Origin of the sequence: Streptomyces olivaceus (assembly GCF_000721235.1) — a bacterium.
GTDB lineage: Bacteria > Actinomycetota > Actinomycetes > Streptomycetales > Streptomycetaceae > Streptomyces > Streptomyces olivaceus.
This window is the reverse complement of the sequence record NZ_JOFH01000001.1, coordinates 327,616-340,805: the sequence shown is the minus strand read 5'-3', so window position 1 is coordinate 340,805 and position 13,190 is coordinate 327,616. Positions and strand designations below refer to the sequence as shown.

At 71.0% G+C, this 13,190-nt stretch carries 29 protein-coding genes; 22 read left to right on the top strand and 7 right to left on the bottom strand.

Going from position 1 to position 13,190, the window contains the following annotated elements:
* The first annotated feature begins 2 nt into the window (after positions 1-2).
* The 13 genes from IG94_RS0101870 (at position 3) to IG94_RS0101810 (ending at position 5,634) form a co-directional block, all read left to right on the top strand.
* Positions 3-281 (top strand): hypothetical protein, encoded by a 279-nt coding sequence (locus tag IG94_RS0101870; RefSeq protein ID WP_031029871.1) that lies wholly within the window; start codon positions 3-5, stop codon positions 279-281.
* A gap of 70 nt (positions 282-351) precedes the next feature.
* The gene (locus IG94_RS0101865) at positions 352-768 is read left to right on the top strand and encodes a hypothetical protein (protein WP_031029869.1); all 417 of its coding nucleotides are present in this window, start codon (positions 352-354) and stop codon (positions 766-768) included.
* A gap of 56 nt (positions 769-824) precedes the next feature.
* A complete protein-coding gene (locus tag IG94_RS0101860) occupies positions 825-1,268 on the top strand; it encodes a DUF4326 domain-containing protein (RefSeq protein ID WP_043482742.1) in 444 nt (147 codons plus the stop codon).
* 76 nt (positions 1,269-1,344) lie between these two features.
* Entirely contained in the window at positions 1,345-2,421 is a 1,077-nt protein-coding gene (locus IG94_RS43065; RefSeq protein WP_063763368.1) for a hypothetical protein, read from the top strand.
* Positions 2,418-2,675, top strand: coding sequence for a hypothetical protein (locus IG94_RS0101850; protein WP_031029859.1), 258 nt, complete (start codon positions 2,418-2,420; stop codon positions 2,673-2,675). Before IG94_RS43065 ends, IG94_RS0101850 begins: the two co-directional genes overlap by 4 nt.
* Before the next feature lie 49 nt (positions 2,676-2,724).
* On the top strand, positions 2,725-3,081 hold the full coding sequence (locus IG94_RS0101845; protein WP_031029857.1) for a hypothetical protein: 357 nt from the start codon (positions 2,725-2,727) through the stop codon (positions 3,079-3,081).
* The gene (locus tag IG94_RS0101840; protein WP_031029854.1) at positions 3,078-3,335 is read left to right on the top strand and encodes a hypothetical protein; all 258 of its coding nucleotides are present in this window, start codon (positions 3,078-3,080) and stop codon (positions 3,333-3,335) included. The genes IG94_RS0101845 and IG94_RS0101840 overlap by 4 nt, the downstream gene beginning before the upstream one ends.
* Complete coding sequence (locus IG94_RS0101835) at positions 3,332-3,850, top strand: hypothetical protein (RefSeq protein WP_031029852.1); 519 nt, start codon at positions 3,332-3,334, stop codon at positions 3,848-3,850. The genes IG94_RS0101840 and IG94_RS0101835 overlap by 4 nt, the downstream gene beginning before the upstream one ends.
* 2 nt (positions 3,851-3,852) lie before the next feature.
* The gene (locus IG94_RS0101830; RefSeq protein ID WP_052410517.1) at positions 3,853-4,446 is read left to right on the top strand and encodes a 3'-5' exoribonuclease; all 594 of its coding nucleotides are present in this window, start codon (positions 3,853-3,855) and stop codon (positions 4,444-4,446) included.
* Positions 4,447-4,509: 63 nt separating this feature from the next.
* A complete protein-coding gene (locus tag IG94_RS42470; RefSeq protein WP_031029846.1) occupies positions 4,510-4,698 on the top strand; it encodes a hypothetical protein in 189 nt (62 codons plus the stop codon).
* Positions 4,695-4,937 (top strand): helix-turn-helix domain-containing protein, encoded by a 243-nt coding sequence (locus IG94_RS42465; RefSeq protein WP_031029842.1) that lies wholly within the window; start codon positions 4,695-4,697, stop codon positions 4,935-4,937. The genes IG94_RS42470 and IG94_RS42465 overlap by 4 nt, the downstream gene beginning before the upstream one ends.
* Positions 4,934-5,386 (top strand): hypothetical protein, encoded by a 453-nt coding sequence (locus tag IG94_RS0101815; protein ID WP_031029837.1) that lies wholly within the window; start codon positions 4,934-4,936, stop codon positions 5,384-5,386. Before IG94_RS42465 ends, IG94_RS0101815 begins: the two co-directional genes overlap by 4 nt.
* A complete protein-coding gene (locus tag IG94_RS0101810; protein ID WP_031029832.1) occupies positions 5,386-5,634 on the top strand; it encodes a hypothetical protein in 249 nt (82 codons plus the stop codon). Before IG94_RS0101815 ends, IG94_RS0101810 begins: the two co-directional genes overlap by 1 nt.
* A gap of 48 nt (positions 5,635-5,682) precedes the next feature.
* On the opposite strand, the gene IG94_RS0101805 is transcribed toward IG94_RS0101810, so the two are convergent.
* From IG94_RS0101805 to IG94_RS0101775, 7 genes are all read right to left on the bottom strand, one after another.
* A complete protein-coding gene (locus IG94_RS0101805) occupies positions 5,683-5,976 on the bottom strand; it encodes a hypothetical protein (RefSeq protein WP_157852177.1) in 294 nt (97 codons plus the stop codon).
* A gap of 178 nt (positions 5,977-6,154) precedes the next feature.
* The gene (locus IG94_RS0101800) at positions 6,155-6,901 is read right to left on the bottom strand and encodes a hypothetical protein (RefSeq protein WP_031029825.1); all 747 of its coding nucleotides are present in this window, start codon (positions 6,899-6,901) and stop codon (positions 6,155-6,157) included.
* The gene (locus IG94_RS0101795) at positions 6,852-7,076 is read right to left on the bottom strand and encodes a hypothetical protein (RefSeq protein WP_052410515.1); all 225 of its coding nucleotides are present in this window, start codon (positions 7,074-7,076) and stop codon (positions 6,852-6,854) included. Before IG94_RS0101795 ends, IG94_RS0101800 begins: the two co-directional genes overlap by 50 nt.
* Positions 7,077-7,289: 213 nt before the next feature.
* A complete protein-coding gene (locus IG94_RS0101790) occupies positions 7,290-7,586 on the bottom strand; it encodes a hypothetical protein (RefSeq protein ID WP_157852174.1) in 297 nt (98 codons plus the stop codon).
* A gap of 184 nt (positions 7,587-7,770) precedes the next feature.
* Positions 7,771-8,181, bottom strand: coding sequence for an NUDIX hydrolase (locus IG94_RS0101785; protein WP_031029817.1), 411 nt, complete (start codon positions 8,179-8,181; stop codon positions 7,771-7,773).
* Positions 8,178-8,816: an NUDIX domain-containing protein gene (locus IG94_RS0101780; protein ID WP_031029813.1), complete on the bottom strand. Its 639-nt coding sequence runs from the start codon at positions 8,814-8,816 to the stop codon at positions 8,178-8,180. The genes IG94_RS0101785 and IG94_RS0101780 overlap by 4 nt, the downstream gene beginning before the upstream one ends.
* Before the next feature lie 149 nt (positions 8,817-8,965).
* Positions 8,966-9,220 carry a hypothetical protein gene (locus IG94_RS0101775; RefSeq protein ID WP_031029810.1) on the bottom strand — a complete coding sequence of 85 codons (255 nt, stop codon included), beginning with the start codon at positions 9,218-9,220 and terminating at the stop codon, positions 8,966-8,968.
* 260 nt (positions 9,221-9,480) lie between these two features.
* On the opposite strand from IG94_RS0101775, the gene IG94_RS0101770 reads away from it, so the two are divergent.
* From IG94_RS0101770 to IG94_RS43060, 9 genes are all read left to right on the top strand, one after another.
* Positions 9,481-9,774 (top strand): hypothetical protein, encoded by a 294-nt coding sequence (locus IG94_RS0101770; RefSeq protein WP_031029806.1) that lies wholly within the window; start codon positions 9,481-9,483, stop codon positions 9,772-9,774.
* An 8-nt stretch (positions 9,775-9,782) separates the two neighbouring features.
* A complete protein-coding gene (locus IG94_RS0101765) occupies positions 9,783-9,977 on the top strand; it encodes a hypothetical protein (protein ID WP_157852171.1) in 195 nt (64 codons plus the stop codon).
* Complete coding sequence (locus IG94_RS42790; protein WP_169752308.1) at positions 9,974-10,135, top strand: hypothetical protein; 162 nt, start codon at positions 9,974-9,976, stop codon at positions 10,133-10,135. Before IG94_RS0101765 ends, IG94_RS42790 begins: the two co-directional genes overlap by 4 nt.
* Positions 10,136-10,376: 241 nt before the next feature.
* Complete coding sequence (locus IG94_RS0101755; RefSeq protein WP_031029799.1) at positions 10,377-10,580, top strand: hypothetical protein; 204 nt, start codon at positions 10,377-10,379, stop codon at positions 10,578-10,580.
* 43 nt (positions 10,581-10,623) lie between these two features.
* Entirely contained in the window at positions 10,624-10,854 is a 231-nt protein-coding gene (locus IG94_RS0101750) for a hypothetical protein (protein WP_031029796.1), read from the top strand.
* Between the two features lie 16 nt (positions 10,855-10,870).
* A complete protein-coding gene (locus IG94_RS0101745) occupies positions 10,871-11,089 on the top strand; it encodes a hypothetical protein (RefSeq protein WP_031029793.1) in 219 nt (72 codons plus the stop codon).
* Between the two features lie 278 nt (positions 11,090-11,367).
* On the top strand, positions 11,368-11,571 hold the full coding sequence (locus IG94_RS0101740) for a hypothetical protein (RefSeq protein ID WP_031029791.1): 204 nt from the start codon (positions 11,368-11,370) through the stop codon (positions 11,569-11,571).
* A gap of 5 nt (positions 11,572-11,576) precedes the next feature.
* Positions 11,577-11,774, top strand: coding sequence for a DUF4236 domain-containing protein (locus IG94_RS0101735; RefSeq protein WP_031029789.1), 198 nt, complete (start codon positions 11,577-11,579; stop codon positions 11,772-11,774).
* 20 nt (positions 11,775-11,794) lie between these two features.
* Entirely contained in the window at positions 11,795-13,171 is a 1,377-nt protein-coding gene (locus IG94_RS43060; RefSeq protein ID WP_031029788.1) for a hypothetical protein, read from the top strand.
* The last annotated feature ends 19 nt before the right edge of the window (positions 13,172-13,190 follow it).

The window sequence follows — 13,190 nt, the reverse complement described above, 5'->3', positions numbered from 1 at the left end:
CAATGACCGACCTGCACCTGATCATCACCCCGCCCGCGTCCGGGGATTGGTACGGCCGCCTCGACGTCCTGGAGGCACTGGAGGCGGCCGGATGGATCGCCGACGAGGACATGCCGCTGAGCATCCTGCGGCACCCGTCCGGCGCCGTTTGGGCCGTGACCAACGAGTCCGACGACTCCGGCCCGGACTGCCCGAACGGCGCGGTCATCGAGTTCCCCGGCTCGACGCCCACCGTCGTGATCGTCGCGGCCTGCCTCGCGGCGACCCACCCCATCCCGTGAACGCGGCGACCCGGGCGCGCTCGAACCGCGCCCGGGTCTCCGCCGGACCCTACCCGCCCAGGAGACCCCGATGACCAACACCACCCACGACGCCCTCACCCCGGGCCGCGTCTTCACCCCCGGCCCGAACGACATGGAGGACTGCTTCGACGGCGTCCTCGTCGCCTCCCTCGGTGAGACCGGTGCTGCGATCGCCCTCACCGGCGACAAGCGGCAGGCCCTTGAGGCGCTCGACCAGTACTACCGGCGCGTCTGCGGGCAGCCCAACCTGCTCGATGACACCACTGCGGATCTGCGGAACGCCTACTACTGGCTCGACTGCGGCCACGCCCTGTTCACCCGGCGTCCGGACGGCGGATGGACGGTCACGGCCGCCGCCGAGACCACGCCCGACGCGGTCCCCGTCACCTGGTTTCACTCGCCGGGCCCCGTCCCGCAGCCCTACACGCGGCGTGACGACCCGATGCTGCCTGCCGGTTCCGCTTGAGGACCGGTGGCGTCGAAACCGCACATAATCCGACACCCACACCACCAGGAGCGACCATGACCGACCACCCCACCGACCAGCAGCAGGCCGGGCCCCGGCGGGTCCAGCGCCGCCGCACGAAGGGCTGGCGCAAGCCCGACGGCGCCGTCTACGTCGGCCGCGGCACCCGCTGGGGCAACCCCTGCACCCAGATCCGCATGCCCGCCCTGGACGGCTCGGAGTGGGAGCGAGAGGGACGCCTCGGCAAGACGTCCGGCCAGTGGCACGGCTTCCGGCACCCCGACGGCACCACCACCTCGCACCTCGTGCAGGACGCCACCCGCGAGCAGGCCGTGGCGATGTTCCGTGACTGGCTCGTCCTGAAGCCGAGCCTCGCCGAGGCCGCGCGTACCGAACTGGCGGGCCGGGACCTCATGTGCTGGTGCCCGCTCCCCGCCGACGGCCAGCCCGACCACTGCCACGCCGCGGTGCTGCTGGAGCTGGCCAACCCGACCGAGTAGCAAGCCGGCCGCCTGCGCAGTCGAAGTGCGCGGGCGGCCGGTGCCCGAACCCTACCCACCCACCAGGAGGAACCCGATGACCGAACCCACCACCACCGGCCAGCACATCGGCCGGTCGTTCCGCGGCATGTCCGCCGACATCGAAGCCGCCTGCCCCTGCCCGAAGGCCCCGTGCGGGCTCGTCGTCGAGGACGGAGTGACGGAGGCGTGCGATCAGCATCACTGGTCGGCGGCGAAGACGATGCGGCAGTCGCACCCGGCTGACCAGTGCCCCGCTGCCGTCCCGGCCCCGCCTACCGACCCGACCGCCGTGCGCGAGCAGCTGCTGGCGGCGATCGACGGCACCCGTGTCCCGCCGCTCGGCTACGGGTCGCCGGAGGAGCTGCTGGCCGCCTACGACGCGTCCCGCACGAGCACCGCGCCCGTCGACCCGGCCGCGCTCGTCCGCGCCTGCGCCTCGTTCGTCCGCGGCACCTACAGCGGCGAATGGGCCGACGACGCGGCGGCGACGCTGGAGACGGACGCCGACCGGATCGAGCGGGGTGAGTCGTGCAGCCTGCTGCGCCTCGCGGCCGTGCTGCCCGCGGCCACCGGCCACGACACCGACACGGCGCCCGCCGCGACGTGCTCCGCGCAGTACCACGGCCCCGGCGAGGACGCGGCTCGCCTGTGCATCCGGGCCGCGCAGCACGAGCGCACCGCGCACACCGACGAACATGGCTTCCACTGGTCCGACACCGTCGCCATGTACCCGGTTGCCAACGGCACGTTCCGCACCGGCACCGACGTTCGCGCCGCGCTGCGCCGCATGGCCGACGAGACGGCAGCCACCGAGACGCCGGAGTGGGCGCGGCCGGAGACCGAGGAGGAGAAGCTCGCCAAGTGCCGACGCATGGCGAAGGCACTGTCCGCTCCGCCCGTCGCGCCTCCGGAGTGGGCGACCACCACGGAATGGCCCGGACGCCACAAGCGCCCCGGCGACCGCCGGGTGCACGCCACCGCGCGCTTCGTCGTCAACGACAAGCAGCGGTTCTGGACTGCCTGCGGGGAGCGCGTGGGGCGCGGCGGTACTCCGATGAGCCACATGCCGGTGGACTGCCGGGGCTGCAAGCGCGCCACCGCCGCCGGGGCGCGGCGGGGCGGGGCGTCGTGATCGTCGCCGAGGCGCTGGACGCGCTGTGGACGCTGCTCGCCGCGGCAGGCGTGTGGCTGCTCGTCGGCGCGGTCGCCGTCGCCCTGCTCCTGGCCGTCGTGCTGCTCACCGTCCACGCGGCCCTGTGCGGCCTCTGGGCGGCCTCCCGGCGGCTCGTGCGTCCCGGGCGTCGTCCGCGCCCCTCCTGGGCCCTGAGAGGCCACACAGCACGCCGCTACGCACGCCGCCCACCCGGCTACGACCACGCCGCCTGAACCCACCGCCCCGGCCCGACCGGCCGGGGCCCCACCCGGAAGGCACCCCATGACCCCCGCCGACGAACTCCGCGCCGCCGCCGACAAGATCCGCCAACTCGCCACCGCAGCCGCCGACGACAGCGGCAACACCGCCTGGAAGGCCAGCCGCCACTTCCCCGACCAGCCCGACTCCACATTCACCACCCTCTGGGCCGTCGGCGTGAAGCCCCTCCTCCGAGGTGGCCGACGCCCGCCCGCCTACGTGTCAGCGCCCGTCGGCGACTACGCCGCGACCATGGACCCCGCCGTCGGCCTCGCCCTCGCCGACTGGCTGGAGTGGCAGGCCGCCGCGCTCGACGAAGGGCGCATCGCCATCCCGGACGCCGCCCTCGCCGTGGCCCGCCAGATCAACGGCACCCCGTGACCCCGGCTCGGCGGACGGCTGCCGCCTGCCACCTCGCCGCCGGCATCTCCACCCTCAGCGCCGCCATCGCCGCCACCTGGCACCCGTGGTACGCCGTGCCCGGTCTCGTCGGCGCCGCCTTCCTCCTATGGGGCGCCGCGTCGGCCCAGGACGCGGGTGACCGGCGAGCCGATCTCCATGAACGCCTCCACGACGCCGCCGCCAGCGACACGGCCCTCCTCAACACCGACCCCGACCACCGGAGCGCAGCATGACCGACCGCATCCCCCTCGACGACCTCACCAGCGACCAGTTGGACGCCCTCTACGACCAACTCGACGCTGCGCACCGCCGGATCAAGACGCTGGAGCACGTGGCCGCGGGCAACAAGCGGCACGTACAGGCGATCGTGCCCGACCTGGAACGCGCCGAGGCCGCGCTCGTCCGCGTCCACCACCTCGCCGCCGTCATCCACGCAGGCGCCCCCTGGACCGCCAACCACACCGAACTCGCGGCCCGCATCAGGACCGCCGCCGGACCCGCCCCGGCAGCGGCCGAGGCGCCTGGCTACTGCCCGGCATGCGGGCGCGGCGACTGCGCCCCCACTCCCGATGAGTACGAGCAGCAGCGGCAGCGCGCCGACCGCGCCGAGACCGCGATCGCCCGGGTACGCGGCCTCCGAGAACGCGCCCGCACCGAAGCACCCGCATCCCAAGGCCCGACCTGGGAAGGCCTGGACCTCGCCCTCAACGACACCCTCCCGCCCGCCGAACAGACCACGGAGAAGTGACCATGCGGATCTACTACGACACCGAGTTCCACGAGAACGGCACCACCATCGACCTCATCAGCATCGGCATGGTCCGCGAAGACGGCGCCGAACTGTACGCCGTCAGCTCCGAGTTCGACCAGTCCGCCGTCCGCCAGCACCCGTGGCTCCGCGACAACGTCTGGCCGTCCCTCCCGATCCGGAAGAACCCGCCCGGCGTCCGCGGCACGGACCGCCTCGACCTCGACCACCCCGACGTCCGCCCCCGCGCGCAGATCGCCCGTCTCGTCACCGACTTCGTGCGCGCCGCAGGCCCGGACGTCCAGCTGTGGGCCTGGTACGGGGCCTACGACCACGTCGCCCTGGCGCAGCTCTTCGGCCGGATGATCGACCTGCCCGACGGCGTCCCGATGTGGACCAACGACCTGAAGCAGGAAGCCGCACGGCTCGGCGATCCGGCGCTGCCCGAGCAGCCGGACGGCGCCCACAACGCCCTCGCCGACGCCCGCCACAACCTGATCCGCGCGCAGCACCTGGACGCGCTACCCCGCGCGAAGGCCGGCCGATGCATCGCCTCGCACTGCGTCGAGGGCGACCACATCATCGCTCTCGACTGACCGACGGCGAAGGGGCGTGCCGAACCAGCACGCCCCCACCCGCACCCCGATCTGGAGGCCACCATGCCCCGCCGACCGCTGCACTGGCAGCCCGACGACACCTCGGCTGCGATCCTCGCCGCCTACGGCCGCCGCGGAGACCGGCCCCGCGACGTCCTCCGCCGCGCCCTACTCCTCCTCGCCCACGCCGACGGAATGTTGGACACCCGCGGCAAAGTCCACACCCAGCACCGGCCGCGGAGAGTGCCGTGAGGCAGCTGACCGCCCGGCAGCGGGAAGTCCTCACCCTCGCCGCGAACGGCAACCCCAACAGCACCATCGCCGCCTGGCGCGGCGTCACCGTCCACTCCGTCGCCGAAATCCTGTCAGCCGCCTACCGCCGGCTCGGCGCCACCGACCGAGCCCAAGCCGTCGCCATCGCCCTGGCCGTCGGCGAAATCGGCATCCACCAAATCCACATCCCCGACCAGCAGAGAGAAGCCGCAGCATGACCGACCTCCCGACCAGCCTGCCCTGCTCCACCGCCACCCTCCGCCAGCCGCATCCGCCGCACGACTGGGAACCGCAGCCCGGCATGAACCCCGTCCACTGCCCCGGCCACGGACAGCCCGAGCCGCCGCCCGCCCCGCCGTGGACGCAGCTCGAGGCGCGCGCCTTCAACGCGGTCCAGCCTGCGCTGCGGGAGGCGGGGGAGTGGCTGCCGCTGTCCGCCCGGCGTGCCGTAGCCCGCGCGGTCCTCGCCGAACTCCAGCCCGAACTCGGCCGCCTCGACAGGTACCGGGCATGGCTGGCCGACCAGGTCGACAAGGCGGAGCGCGCCGACCGCGTCACCGAGGAGCGCGGCGGCGTCCGGGACGAGCTGCGGATCAGCCCGCACAACGGACTCGCCGCCGGACTCCGCACCGCCCTCCACGGCCTCAACACCGCGACGGAGGCGTGATGCGCGGCGACGACATCCTCACCCGCATCGACGACACCCTCGACGTCTGGGAAGTCAGCGGCGACGCCATGCACCACCAGCCTGCGGAGGGCGAGCCGGCCAGCGGCACGGTGATCGTCGACGAGGCGGGTAGCTGGGCCGTCGATGCCCGAGACGCGCTCGGCGCGCACCTACTGCGGGCGGAGATCAACCGCCTGCGCCAGGCAGCCATATGCACCGACGGCGCGCCGCCCCAGGCCGGCCACTGACGAAGCCCCCGCCCCTCCGTGCAGGAGGTGGCGGGGGCTTCGTCGTGTTCAGAAGGTTCCGGTGCAGGCCAGGCATACGTGCGACGACTCCCACGCCGTCCGCTTCGCCTCGACCTGCTGCGCCGACCGCCACGCGAGCGCACCCCACGCGCCGGCGCCTGCGACGACGAGGAGCCCGGCGAGGCTTCCGCCGACCAGCAGCAGCACCCCCACCGCGACCGCCGCCAACGGCAGCCAGTACGAGGCCTGCGGCACCTCCGGCGGCGCGTACCGGCCTTTCAGCGGCGAGTCGGCGGGCAGGGACGCCCAGTAGTGCGGAAGATCCGCAACATTCGGTGACAAACACTTGACGGACGGGCAAGCGATCACAACAACTCCCAAGCAGCGGCAGACCGGGACAGCAGAGTCGAGGGATACCGGTCGGTACAGCAAGCGGCTTGGGGGAGATGTGGGCGGGAGCACAGATCAACAACAGGAAGGCCCCGCCCGATATCGGGCGGGGCCTCCAACTGGCCAACGGTTACGGCCAGTACAGCTTCGCGTCGCCCGGCGCGTCATCCAGCGGACCCCGCTGCGTCGGAAGAGGCCGCCCGATCTTGTACCCCATCGCCTCCAACGCCCGCGCCGCAACCTCCGGCGCATCGCGCACCGCAGTCATCAACTGGATCTGACGCCACGTCCGCAGCCGACCCTCGATCACCGACCGCCACCCCGGCTCCGTATCGATCGCGAACTCCCGCTTCAAGAACAGCAGCACATCCTCCAGCGCCGGCCGCATCCGATGCCCGCCCACCGGCAGGTGTATCGCCGACAGCCGCGGCAGCTTCCGCCGCTTGAAGCCCTGCTTCGGACGGCCCGAATCCGCCAGACGCAACAGGAACGCCACCTCGTCCCGGTGCGCGTGCACCTGAATGTGCGCGCCCGGAGGCTCCTTGCTCGTCCGCACGTACTCGAAGCGGATCAGCGGATCCGGGATGTCCGCGTAGTGGAGGTGAATGTCTGCCTGGTCGGTCGCCAGGAAGGTGCTGCTGCCGTCCCAGCAGCAGAAGTAGCGGGCCCGGAGGCTCAGCACCGGCTCGCCGTTGATCGAGACGGGAATCCGGAGTTCCGTCTCGTCATCCGTTATCGGCGACACCCGAACACGCGTCCCCATGTTGAGGGCAGTAAAAGGCGGGGTGTCCTCGCCGAGAACACCCCGCACCAAGCCAGTCAGATCATCAGCGAACTCGGCCGCTAACTTGTCGAGCCTCGACGTCTCCTCGGTCACCGTCGAGAAGGTAGTCGATGCCCTCGATGGTGTGCCACACGTCCAGCTCATCCATCGACAAGCTGTACATCTCAGCCCGGTCCCGCAACTGCTCGTAGGACATGCGGACCTCGGCCAGCAGGCTGCTCCTCTGCTCGCGTAACTCCTGCGGCGTCTTATGGATCACCGTCGTCATTGCGAACCCCCAACTCGTAGCTGACCGCCAGTCAAGCAGCACCCACCGACAGCCGTCCGCGCGCCCCGCACAAACAACATCCGACCGAGTGAAGCCCACCCAGTCCATACCCGCAAGACCACCACCAGACCCGCAGGTGACAGCGTCAATCCAGGCACACGAGTGAACCCCGGCCGCACTACGCCAACCGGGGCCCACGACGCGCCGCGCCGCCTACACCTCAGTCACTTCGAACGGCTCCGGCATCGGCGGCAACGGCACCCGCAACACCCGGCCCAACAAGGCGCGCGCCGTGATCTCCCACTCGACGACCGGCCTGCCCGCCGGACGCACGAACAGCACGGAATCATCCCCGCGGACGAAGGAGCCGCCCGTGAACCCCGAGTCCGCCTCCAACTCCACCACCTCCACGCCATACTCGGCGAACAGGTCAGAGAGTGGATCATGCAGGAGTCGGGTGCGGATGAGTTCCGCGTTGAATGAATTAGATGGAGGCGTTACTGTCGCCATGCAACTTGCCTTCCTGAGGTGGGTGGGTTGGTGGTCAGCGAGCCGTGAACTCGCTGGTCGAAATGGCCGGGCGGGTGATGACCGCCCGGCCTTTCGCGTCCCCGGGGGAAAGACTCCCCTGCCGTGAGTGATCAGTTCAAGCGGAACCCTCACTTAGCGCCGTGCAACTTGTGATCGTGGCAGCTCAGTGCGGCAGGACGTCATCCAGGTACTCCTGGACGGGCTCGAACAGGCCGTAGGGCACGTAGTCGGCGATCTCGCCATGGGTGACCCAGGCGACCGCGTCCAGCTCCTCGTCGTCCGCCACCCGAGCCTCGCCATCCACGACATCGCACGCCGTGTACGACATCTCCCGGCCCGTCTTCGGATGCACCCGCTGCCCCAGCAGCCGCACCGCCTTCACCGTGAGCGCCGTCTCCTCCAGCGTCTCCCGCACCGCCGCCTCCTCCGGCGACTCGCCGGCCTCGATGCCACCCGCGGGGAACTGCCACATCAGCTCGCCCTCCTTCACGGCGCGGCGCACCATCAGCACCCGGCCGTCCCGGACGATGATCGCGGCAGAAATGCCCGGCTTGTCGGTGATGGTCTCGGTCATACGGTCGCCTCCAAGGCGGTCAAGATCGGCGGATAGATCCGGTCGGTGGGGATGAAACGAGAGAGCCCCGCTATCGGAGCCCAAGCCACGGCAACGTTCTCGGAGGCATCCCCATTGACTGCCTCACCGTGCACGTAGTCGCAAATGAAGTAGTCGCAGAATGCGCGCGTCACCGGATGCAGGCGTTCGCCCAGGTGTTCGCGGACCATGCAGTGGACGCCGGTCTCGTCCAGCGTTTCCCGCACCGCCACTTTCGGCGCGTTCCCGCCGGGCTTGACGATTCCGGCCGGGAATTGCCAGGTGATGTCGTCGCCGTCCTGCCTGCACACGAGCAGCACGTTGCCGCCGCGGCGGACGACGGCGATCGCCACCCGCAACGCCTGCGCTGCCGGCTGGGGAGCCGCTGCCCGCGCCAGGTGAATGAACCGCCGGCGCACCGCATCACCTGCCAATCCCAAGGTCGTGTCCAGGATGCGTTGCGTTTCCGGCTGCGGCACCATGCTCGGGTTGGCGCGCCATGAGGCGACGCTGCGTACCGAGACGCCGAGCTTTCCGGCGAACTCTTCCTGGGTCATTTCGAATGCGTCTTGGAGCCGGGCGGCTTTCTCCCCGGTCCACTGGTGGACGTCTGCCACTATCGGCTCCTTGGCCGCGTTTGTGGGCCCTCGTGTGGCGGTTCTGCATGTGGCTGCATGTTCCGCTTCAGGTCACTGCATGGTGCTGCATGGGATCTTCATGGTGTGGGTGTGTCCGCGCGCGGAGACTTGGCTTCATGAAGATCCGGTCATTCGCTTCTGCCGAATTGGTGGGCGCGTTGGTACGTGACGCCCCCCATGATTTCTCCGACTTCCTTCCACGTCTTGCCCTGCGCCTTGAGTCCGGTGGCGATCTCCTGGCGTTGGCGTTTGCGGAACGACTCCAGTTCCCGCTCCAGGTACTTCGCCCGGTCGACGTAGGCCTTCCACCGTTCGGGGAGGTCTGTGATCGCGCGCAGTTGCTCGTCGTAGGGGGCGAATGGGGTGTCGGGGGAGTCGGCCATGACGTGAGGGTACGGGTGATCCGACGGGTCCTCAAGGCTCGTATGGAGAACTTTCGTTGGGTGCTTGACTCGCCCCGGCGGGCCCTCTACGGTCTTTCACATCGGCCCTCAAGTCGCGGCTTGAGCAGGCTGGTGCTTGTCGTCCACTCCTACCGGACCCAGTCCGCGGACGGCACACAACACAAGACGGGCCGGGCGCTTGCGACTCCTACATCGCGCACGCACCGGCCCTAACCACCAGGTTCTGTGAAGGAGACCCTGTGGCTACGCAGATCGTACCGGCGCCCGAGCGCGCCGAGAACATGGGTACCGCCCCGCTGTCGCCGAAGGCCGCCGCCGCGCTGGCCAAGGCCCTGCCGCACTTCCCGCTGGTTCAGGCGGTCGCCGAGTACGAGACGGCCGCCGAGCATGCCGCGCAGCTGGCGGGTGTCGCCGCGTCCGGTCGGATGACCGACCTGCAGGCCCGGTCACTGGCCGACGCCGAGGACGTCATGGCCGCCGCGCGGTCGGTTCTCGCCAAGGCCGGCCAGCTCAAGCTGATCGGCGGTGCGTGATGGCCTCCGTGATCACCCGGGATGTGCAGCGCGCCGTCACCCGCTACGAGGTGGCCGCCGCCCGCTACCGGGAGCTGACCACGCTGGACCGCCCGATGACGGGCGCCGAGTTTGAGAGTCTGGCCCTGGTGCAGGACACGATGGCCGACACGGTCCGCGCCTTGACTGCCACGGGAATGCTGCACCTGGTGGAGGCGTCGTGAGCGCCCGCGAGATCCTGGCGGACTTCCCGGCGGGAAACCCGCGTGGGTCGTGGCCGGCGGAGGAGAAGGCCGCCGAGCTGACCGCCTCCGGTACCCCGGCGACGGTGGTCATGGATCTGTCGTCCGACCGGCTGCTCGTCGTGAGGGCCGAGTCGTGAGCGACGAGCACGAGAGGGCGAAGGAGCCGCTGCCGATCCACCCGCCGCGCCCGCACCCGCAGGGGGTGACCCCGTGACGGATGCCGAGCGTGAAGCGATGCGCCAGAAGGTGAAGGAAGCCAACCGGCAGTCCTCCAACCGGCCCAAGTAGCAACCCGGTTCCGCCGCGGGGGCGGTGTTCACCCCCGTCCCGCCCTCGCGGCCCCCAATCCCACCCCACTGCACGCCGAGGAGTTCAGGCATGTCCGCTTCCGACCAGACCACCGACTGGCATTGGGTCCTGACCCTGCAGACCGACCGCGGCACCGTCGGCGACACCGGCGTCATCACTCTGCCCGCCGGGGCCTCCCGTCACGAGGTGTTCCGGCGCCTGTACGGGCAGCAGGCCCAGCACTACGGGGCCGCCGCGGTCCTCTTCTTCGACCTGCAGCCCGACCAGCTGTAACCCACCCCACCCCCGCACTACCGACCCTGAGAGGGCCACCGCTATGTCTCCGTACCTGTCTTCTGCCGACGACGCCCACACCGCGACCGGCAGCCGGCTCCGCGCCGTCACCCTCGTGGCCGACCTGCACGTCATGTCGATCTCGGACCTGTTCGCCGACTACGCCGCCGCCGTGGCGCGCGGTGACCGGGCGCGGGTGGCGACGATCCGGCTCGCCGCCGACCCCGACCTGCTCGCCGAACTCGACGGATTCAACGAGCCCGCCGCCGCCTGACCCGGAAGGAAGTGCGATGACCGAAGCCTGGCAGACCATCAACGGCATCACCTGGTCGACCACCTCCGCCGGGACCCGCTGGGAGACCGGCACCGGCTGGTGCCTCGACTACACCGTCATCGACGGTATCGACGGTTGGTACCTCACCGGGCCCGGAGTCGACCAGCGGTGGATGAGCATCCAGTTCGTGGAATCCGCTCGGCAGGCGAGCCACCTCATCGCCGGGGCCACCTGATGGGTGCCCTGCCGGTAGCGATCGCCATCGTCGGCGCCCTGTTCGTGGCGACCGGGATCGCCCGGAGGGCGCTGGCCGAGACGGAAGCCGAGAAGCCTCCAGCCACCTGCTGCTGCTTGCCGTGCCGTTGCGGATGCCGAAAGCAGTCCTAGACCGCCGGGGCGCGGAAACCCTCACCGCGCCCCGGCACCCCAGCCCCGGCCAAGCCGCGACGGTGCCCGAGCGAATCGGGCCCAGGGCACGCACCAGCATCCGATCACCGATCCGAGAGGCATCACATGCCCAAGAAGACCAAGAAGACCAACCAGATGGACCCGCGCGAGGGGATCGCGCGTCGGCTGCAGCAGATCGGCCTCACCGTGGCCGGGGAGCGCGGCAGCCGGGCCGCCAACCGGGTGTCCGAGGCCATCGGCTGCGGACGTATCACCCTCTGCGACGACCCGAACTGCCCGGACTGCGCGCCCGTCAAGCGGGAGGCGTGATCGCTGTGCCGGTCACGTTCCGTAAGAGCTTCCGGATCCTGCCCGGGGTTCGCATCAACCTGAACCGCCGGTCCTGGTCGATCACCGTCGGACCCCGGGGCGGGCCCAAGCGCACCTGGTCCAACACCGGCCAGACCACCACCAGCTATGACCTGCCCGGCCCGTTCGGCTACCGCTCCACCCGCCGCCGCAACCCCCGCTGATCGAAAGGACTTCGACCGTCATGACTGCCAGCCCGCCGAAGGTGAACGGCCACGCCCGGCCGCCGGCCCTGCAAGTACTGGGGGACTGGCAGCCCGTCGCCACAGAGCCGGAGCCCGCCGAGGAGCAGCGCAACCCCGAACCCGAGCCGGCCAACCCCGAGCCCACAGCCGCCGACGTTGAGGTAGCGCGCGCCAGGGCGTGGGCCGAGGCTGAGGAACGGCGCGTCGCCGCCGAAGCCGCCAAGGAAGAGCGGCGGATCAAGGCCGAGGCCGAAGCCGAAGCCATCCGCGCCAAGGCGGAGGAGGACGCCCGCAAGGCCCGCCTCGCCAACGACCGTGCCGAACGCAAAGCCGCCGAGGAGCAGGCCGCCTCGGAGGCGCGGATCGCCGAACACCAGCGGCGCCGCGACGACGCCGACCGGGCCCGCGAGCGCGCCGCCCGCGAGGACGCCGAGCAGCAGCAGACAGAGACCGACAAGGCGGCGGTCGTCGCCAAGTCCAGCAAGCGGTGGCGCCGCGTCGCCCTCGGCTTCTACGCCCTGTGCGCCACCGTCGCCCTGCCCGTGCAGATGGCCGCGTTCTGGGACCCGAACGCCAAGTACCTCCTCGTCGCCCCGATCTTCATCGAGGTCATCGCCCTCGTCGCTCTCGTCGGCGCCGCAGCCGCCGTCACCGACGGCCGCCCGCAGTGGCACTACCGGCTCGTCGCCTGGGCCGGCGCCCTCACCGCCGCCACCATCAACGCCGTCCACGGCCTCGGCGCGTTCGACGCAGCCACCGCGTTCGGCACCGCCCTCGCATCCGTCGCCGGCCCCGGCATGTGGGACCTCCACGAGCACGGCCGCATCCGCAAGCGCGACGGCGTGCCCACCCGCGGAGAGCGGAAGGCGGCCGAGAAGGAGGCCAAGCGGATCGCCGCCGAGAAGGCCGCGGAGGAGAAGCGGCGGGCCGCCGAGAAGAAGGCCGCCGAAGAGGCTGCGGCGGAGGCGGCCGAGATCCTTGCCGGTGCCCGCGCGGAGGAGTTTCCCGAGGTGTGGGACGAGGCCGAGAAGATCGCTGCCGCGGTCGGCGAAGTGACCGTGACCGAGAAGGTCTGGGCGCGCGCCTACCGGAACATTCAGGGCTGCGAGCCGGGCGAGTCCATCGAGTCCATCACCGCCCGCAGCAAGGCCGAGAAGCGCGTCCAGTCAGCCCTCACTGGCACCCCCGTGAGCACCCTCAGCAAGACCACAAACGCGCAGCGTGCTGCTCAAATGCCCCCCGGTCCGAATCGGGTCCTGAAGACGCGCGCGACACGCCGTCCTGGCGACACCCCGAGGTACGTCGGAGCCGCCCGGAAGCAGGCCGCCATCACAGCTCAGAACTCAGTCAAGAGCACTCGCCCGAACGCCAACTAACCCACCTCCTGGAGAAGAT

Excerpts from the sequence above, each read along its gene's own strand:
- IG94_RS0101835 (WP_031029852.1), top strand. The coding sequence starts at position 3,332 with ATGACCGACCGCATCCCCCTCGACGACCTCACCAGCGACCAGTTGGAC.
- IG94_RS0101790 (WP_157852174.1), bottom strand. The coding sequence starts at position 7,586 with ATGGCGACAGTAACGCCTCCATCTAATTCATTCAACGCGGAACTCATC.
- IG94_RS0101775 (WP_031029810.1), bottom strand. The coding sequence starts at position 9,220 with ATGGCCGACTCCCCCGACACCCCATTCGCCCCCTACGACGAGCAACTG.
- IG94_RS0101810 (WP_031029832.1), top strand. The coding sequence starts at position 5,386 with ATGCGCGGCGACGACATCCTCACCCGCATCGACGACACCCTCGACGTC.
- IG94_RS0101755 (WP_031029799.1), top strand. The coding sequence starts at position 10,377 with ATGTCCGCTTCCGACCAGACCACCGACTGGCATTGGGTCCTGACCCTG.
- IG94_RS0101830 (WP_052410517.1), top strand. The coding sequence starts at position 3,853 with ATGCGGATCTACTACGACACCGAGTTCCACGAGAACGGCACCACCATC.
- IG94_RS0101750 (WP_031029796.1), top strand. The coding sequence starts at position 10,624 with ATGTCTCCGTACCTGTCTTCTGCCGACGACGCCCACACCGCGACCGGC.
- IG94_RS0101815 (WP_031029837.1), top strand. The coding sequence starts at position 4,934 with ATGACCGACCTCCCGACCAGCCTGCCCTGCTCCACCGCCACCCTCCGC.
- IG94_RS43060 (WP_031029788.1), top strand. The coding sequence starts at position 11,795 with ATGACTGCCAGCCCGCCGAAGGTGAACGGCCACGCCCGGCCGCCGGCC.
- IG94_RS42470 (WP_031029846.1), top strand. The coding sequence starts at position 4,510 with ATGCCCCGCCGACCGCTGCACTGGCAGCCCGACGACACCTCGGCTGCG.
- IG94_RS0101860 (WP_043482742.1), top strand. The coding sequence starts at position 825 with ATGACCGACCACCCCACCGACCAGCAGCAGGCCGGGCCCCGGCGGGTC.
- IG94_RS0101870 (WP_031029871.1), top strand. The coding sequence starts at position 3 with ATGACCGACCTGCACCTGATCATCACCCCGCCCGCGTCCGGGGATTGG.
- IG94_RS0101785 (WP_031029817.1), bottom strand. The coding sequence starts at position 8,181 with ATGACCGAGACCATCACCGACAAGCCGGGCATTTCTGCCGCGATCATC.
- IG94_RS0101795 (WP_052410515.1), bottom strand. The coding sequence starts at position 7,076 with ATGACGACGGTGATCCATAAGACGCCGCAGGAGTTACGCGAGCAGAGG.
- IG94_RS43065 (WP_063763368.1), top strand. The coding sequence starts at position 1,345 with ATGACCGAACCCACCACCACCGGCCAGCACATCGGCCGGTCGTTCCGC.
- IG94_RS0101845 (WP_031029857.1), top strand. The coding sequence starts at position 2,725 with ATGACCCCCGCCGACGAACTCCGCGCCGCCGCCGACAAGATCCGCCAA.
- IG94_RS0101740 (WP_031029791.1), top strand. The coding sequence starts at position 11,368 with ATGCCCAAGAAGACCAAGAAGACCAACCAGATGGACCCGCGCGAGGGG.
- IG94_RS0101865 (WP_031029869.1), top strand. The coding sequence starts at position 352 with ATGACCAACACCACCCACGACGCCCTCACCCCGGGCCGCGTCTTCACC.
- IG94_RS0101745 (WP_031029793.1), top strand. The coding sequence starts at position 10,871 with ATGACCGAAGCCTGGCAGACCATCAACGGCATCACCTGGTCGACCACC.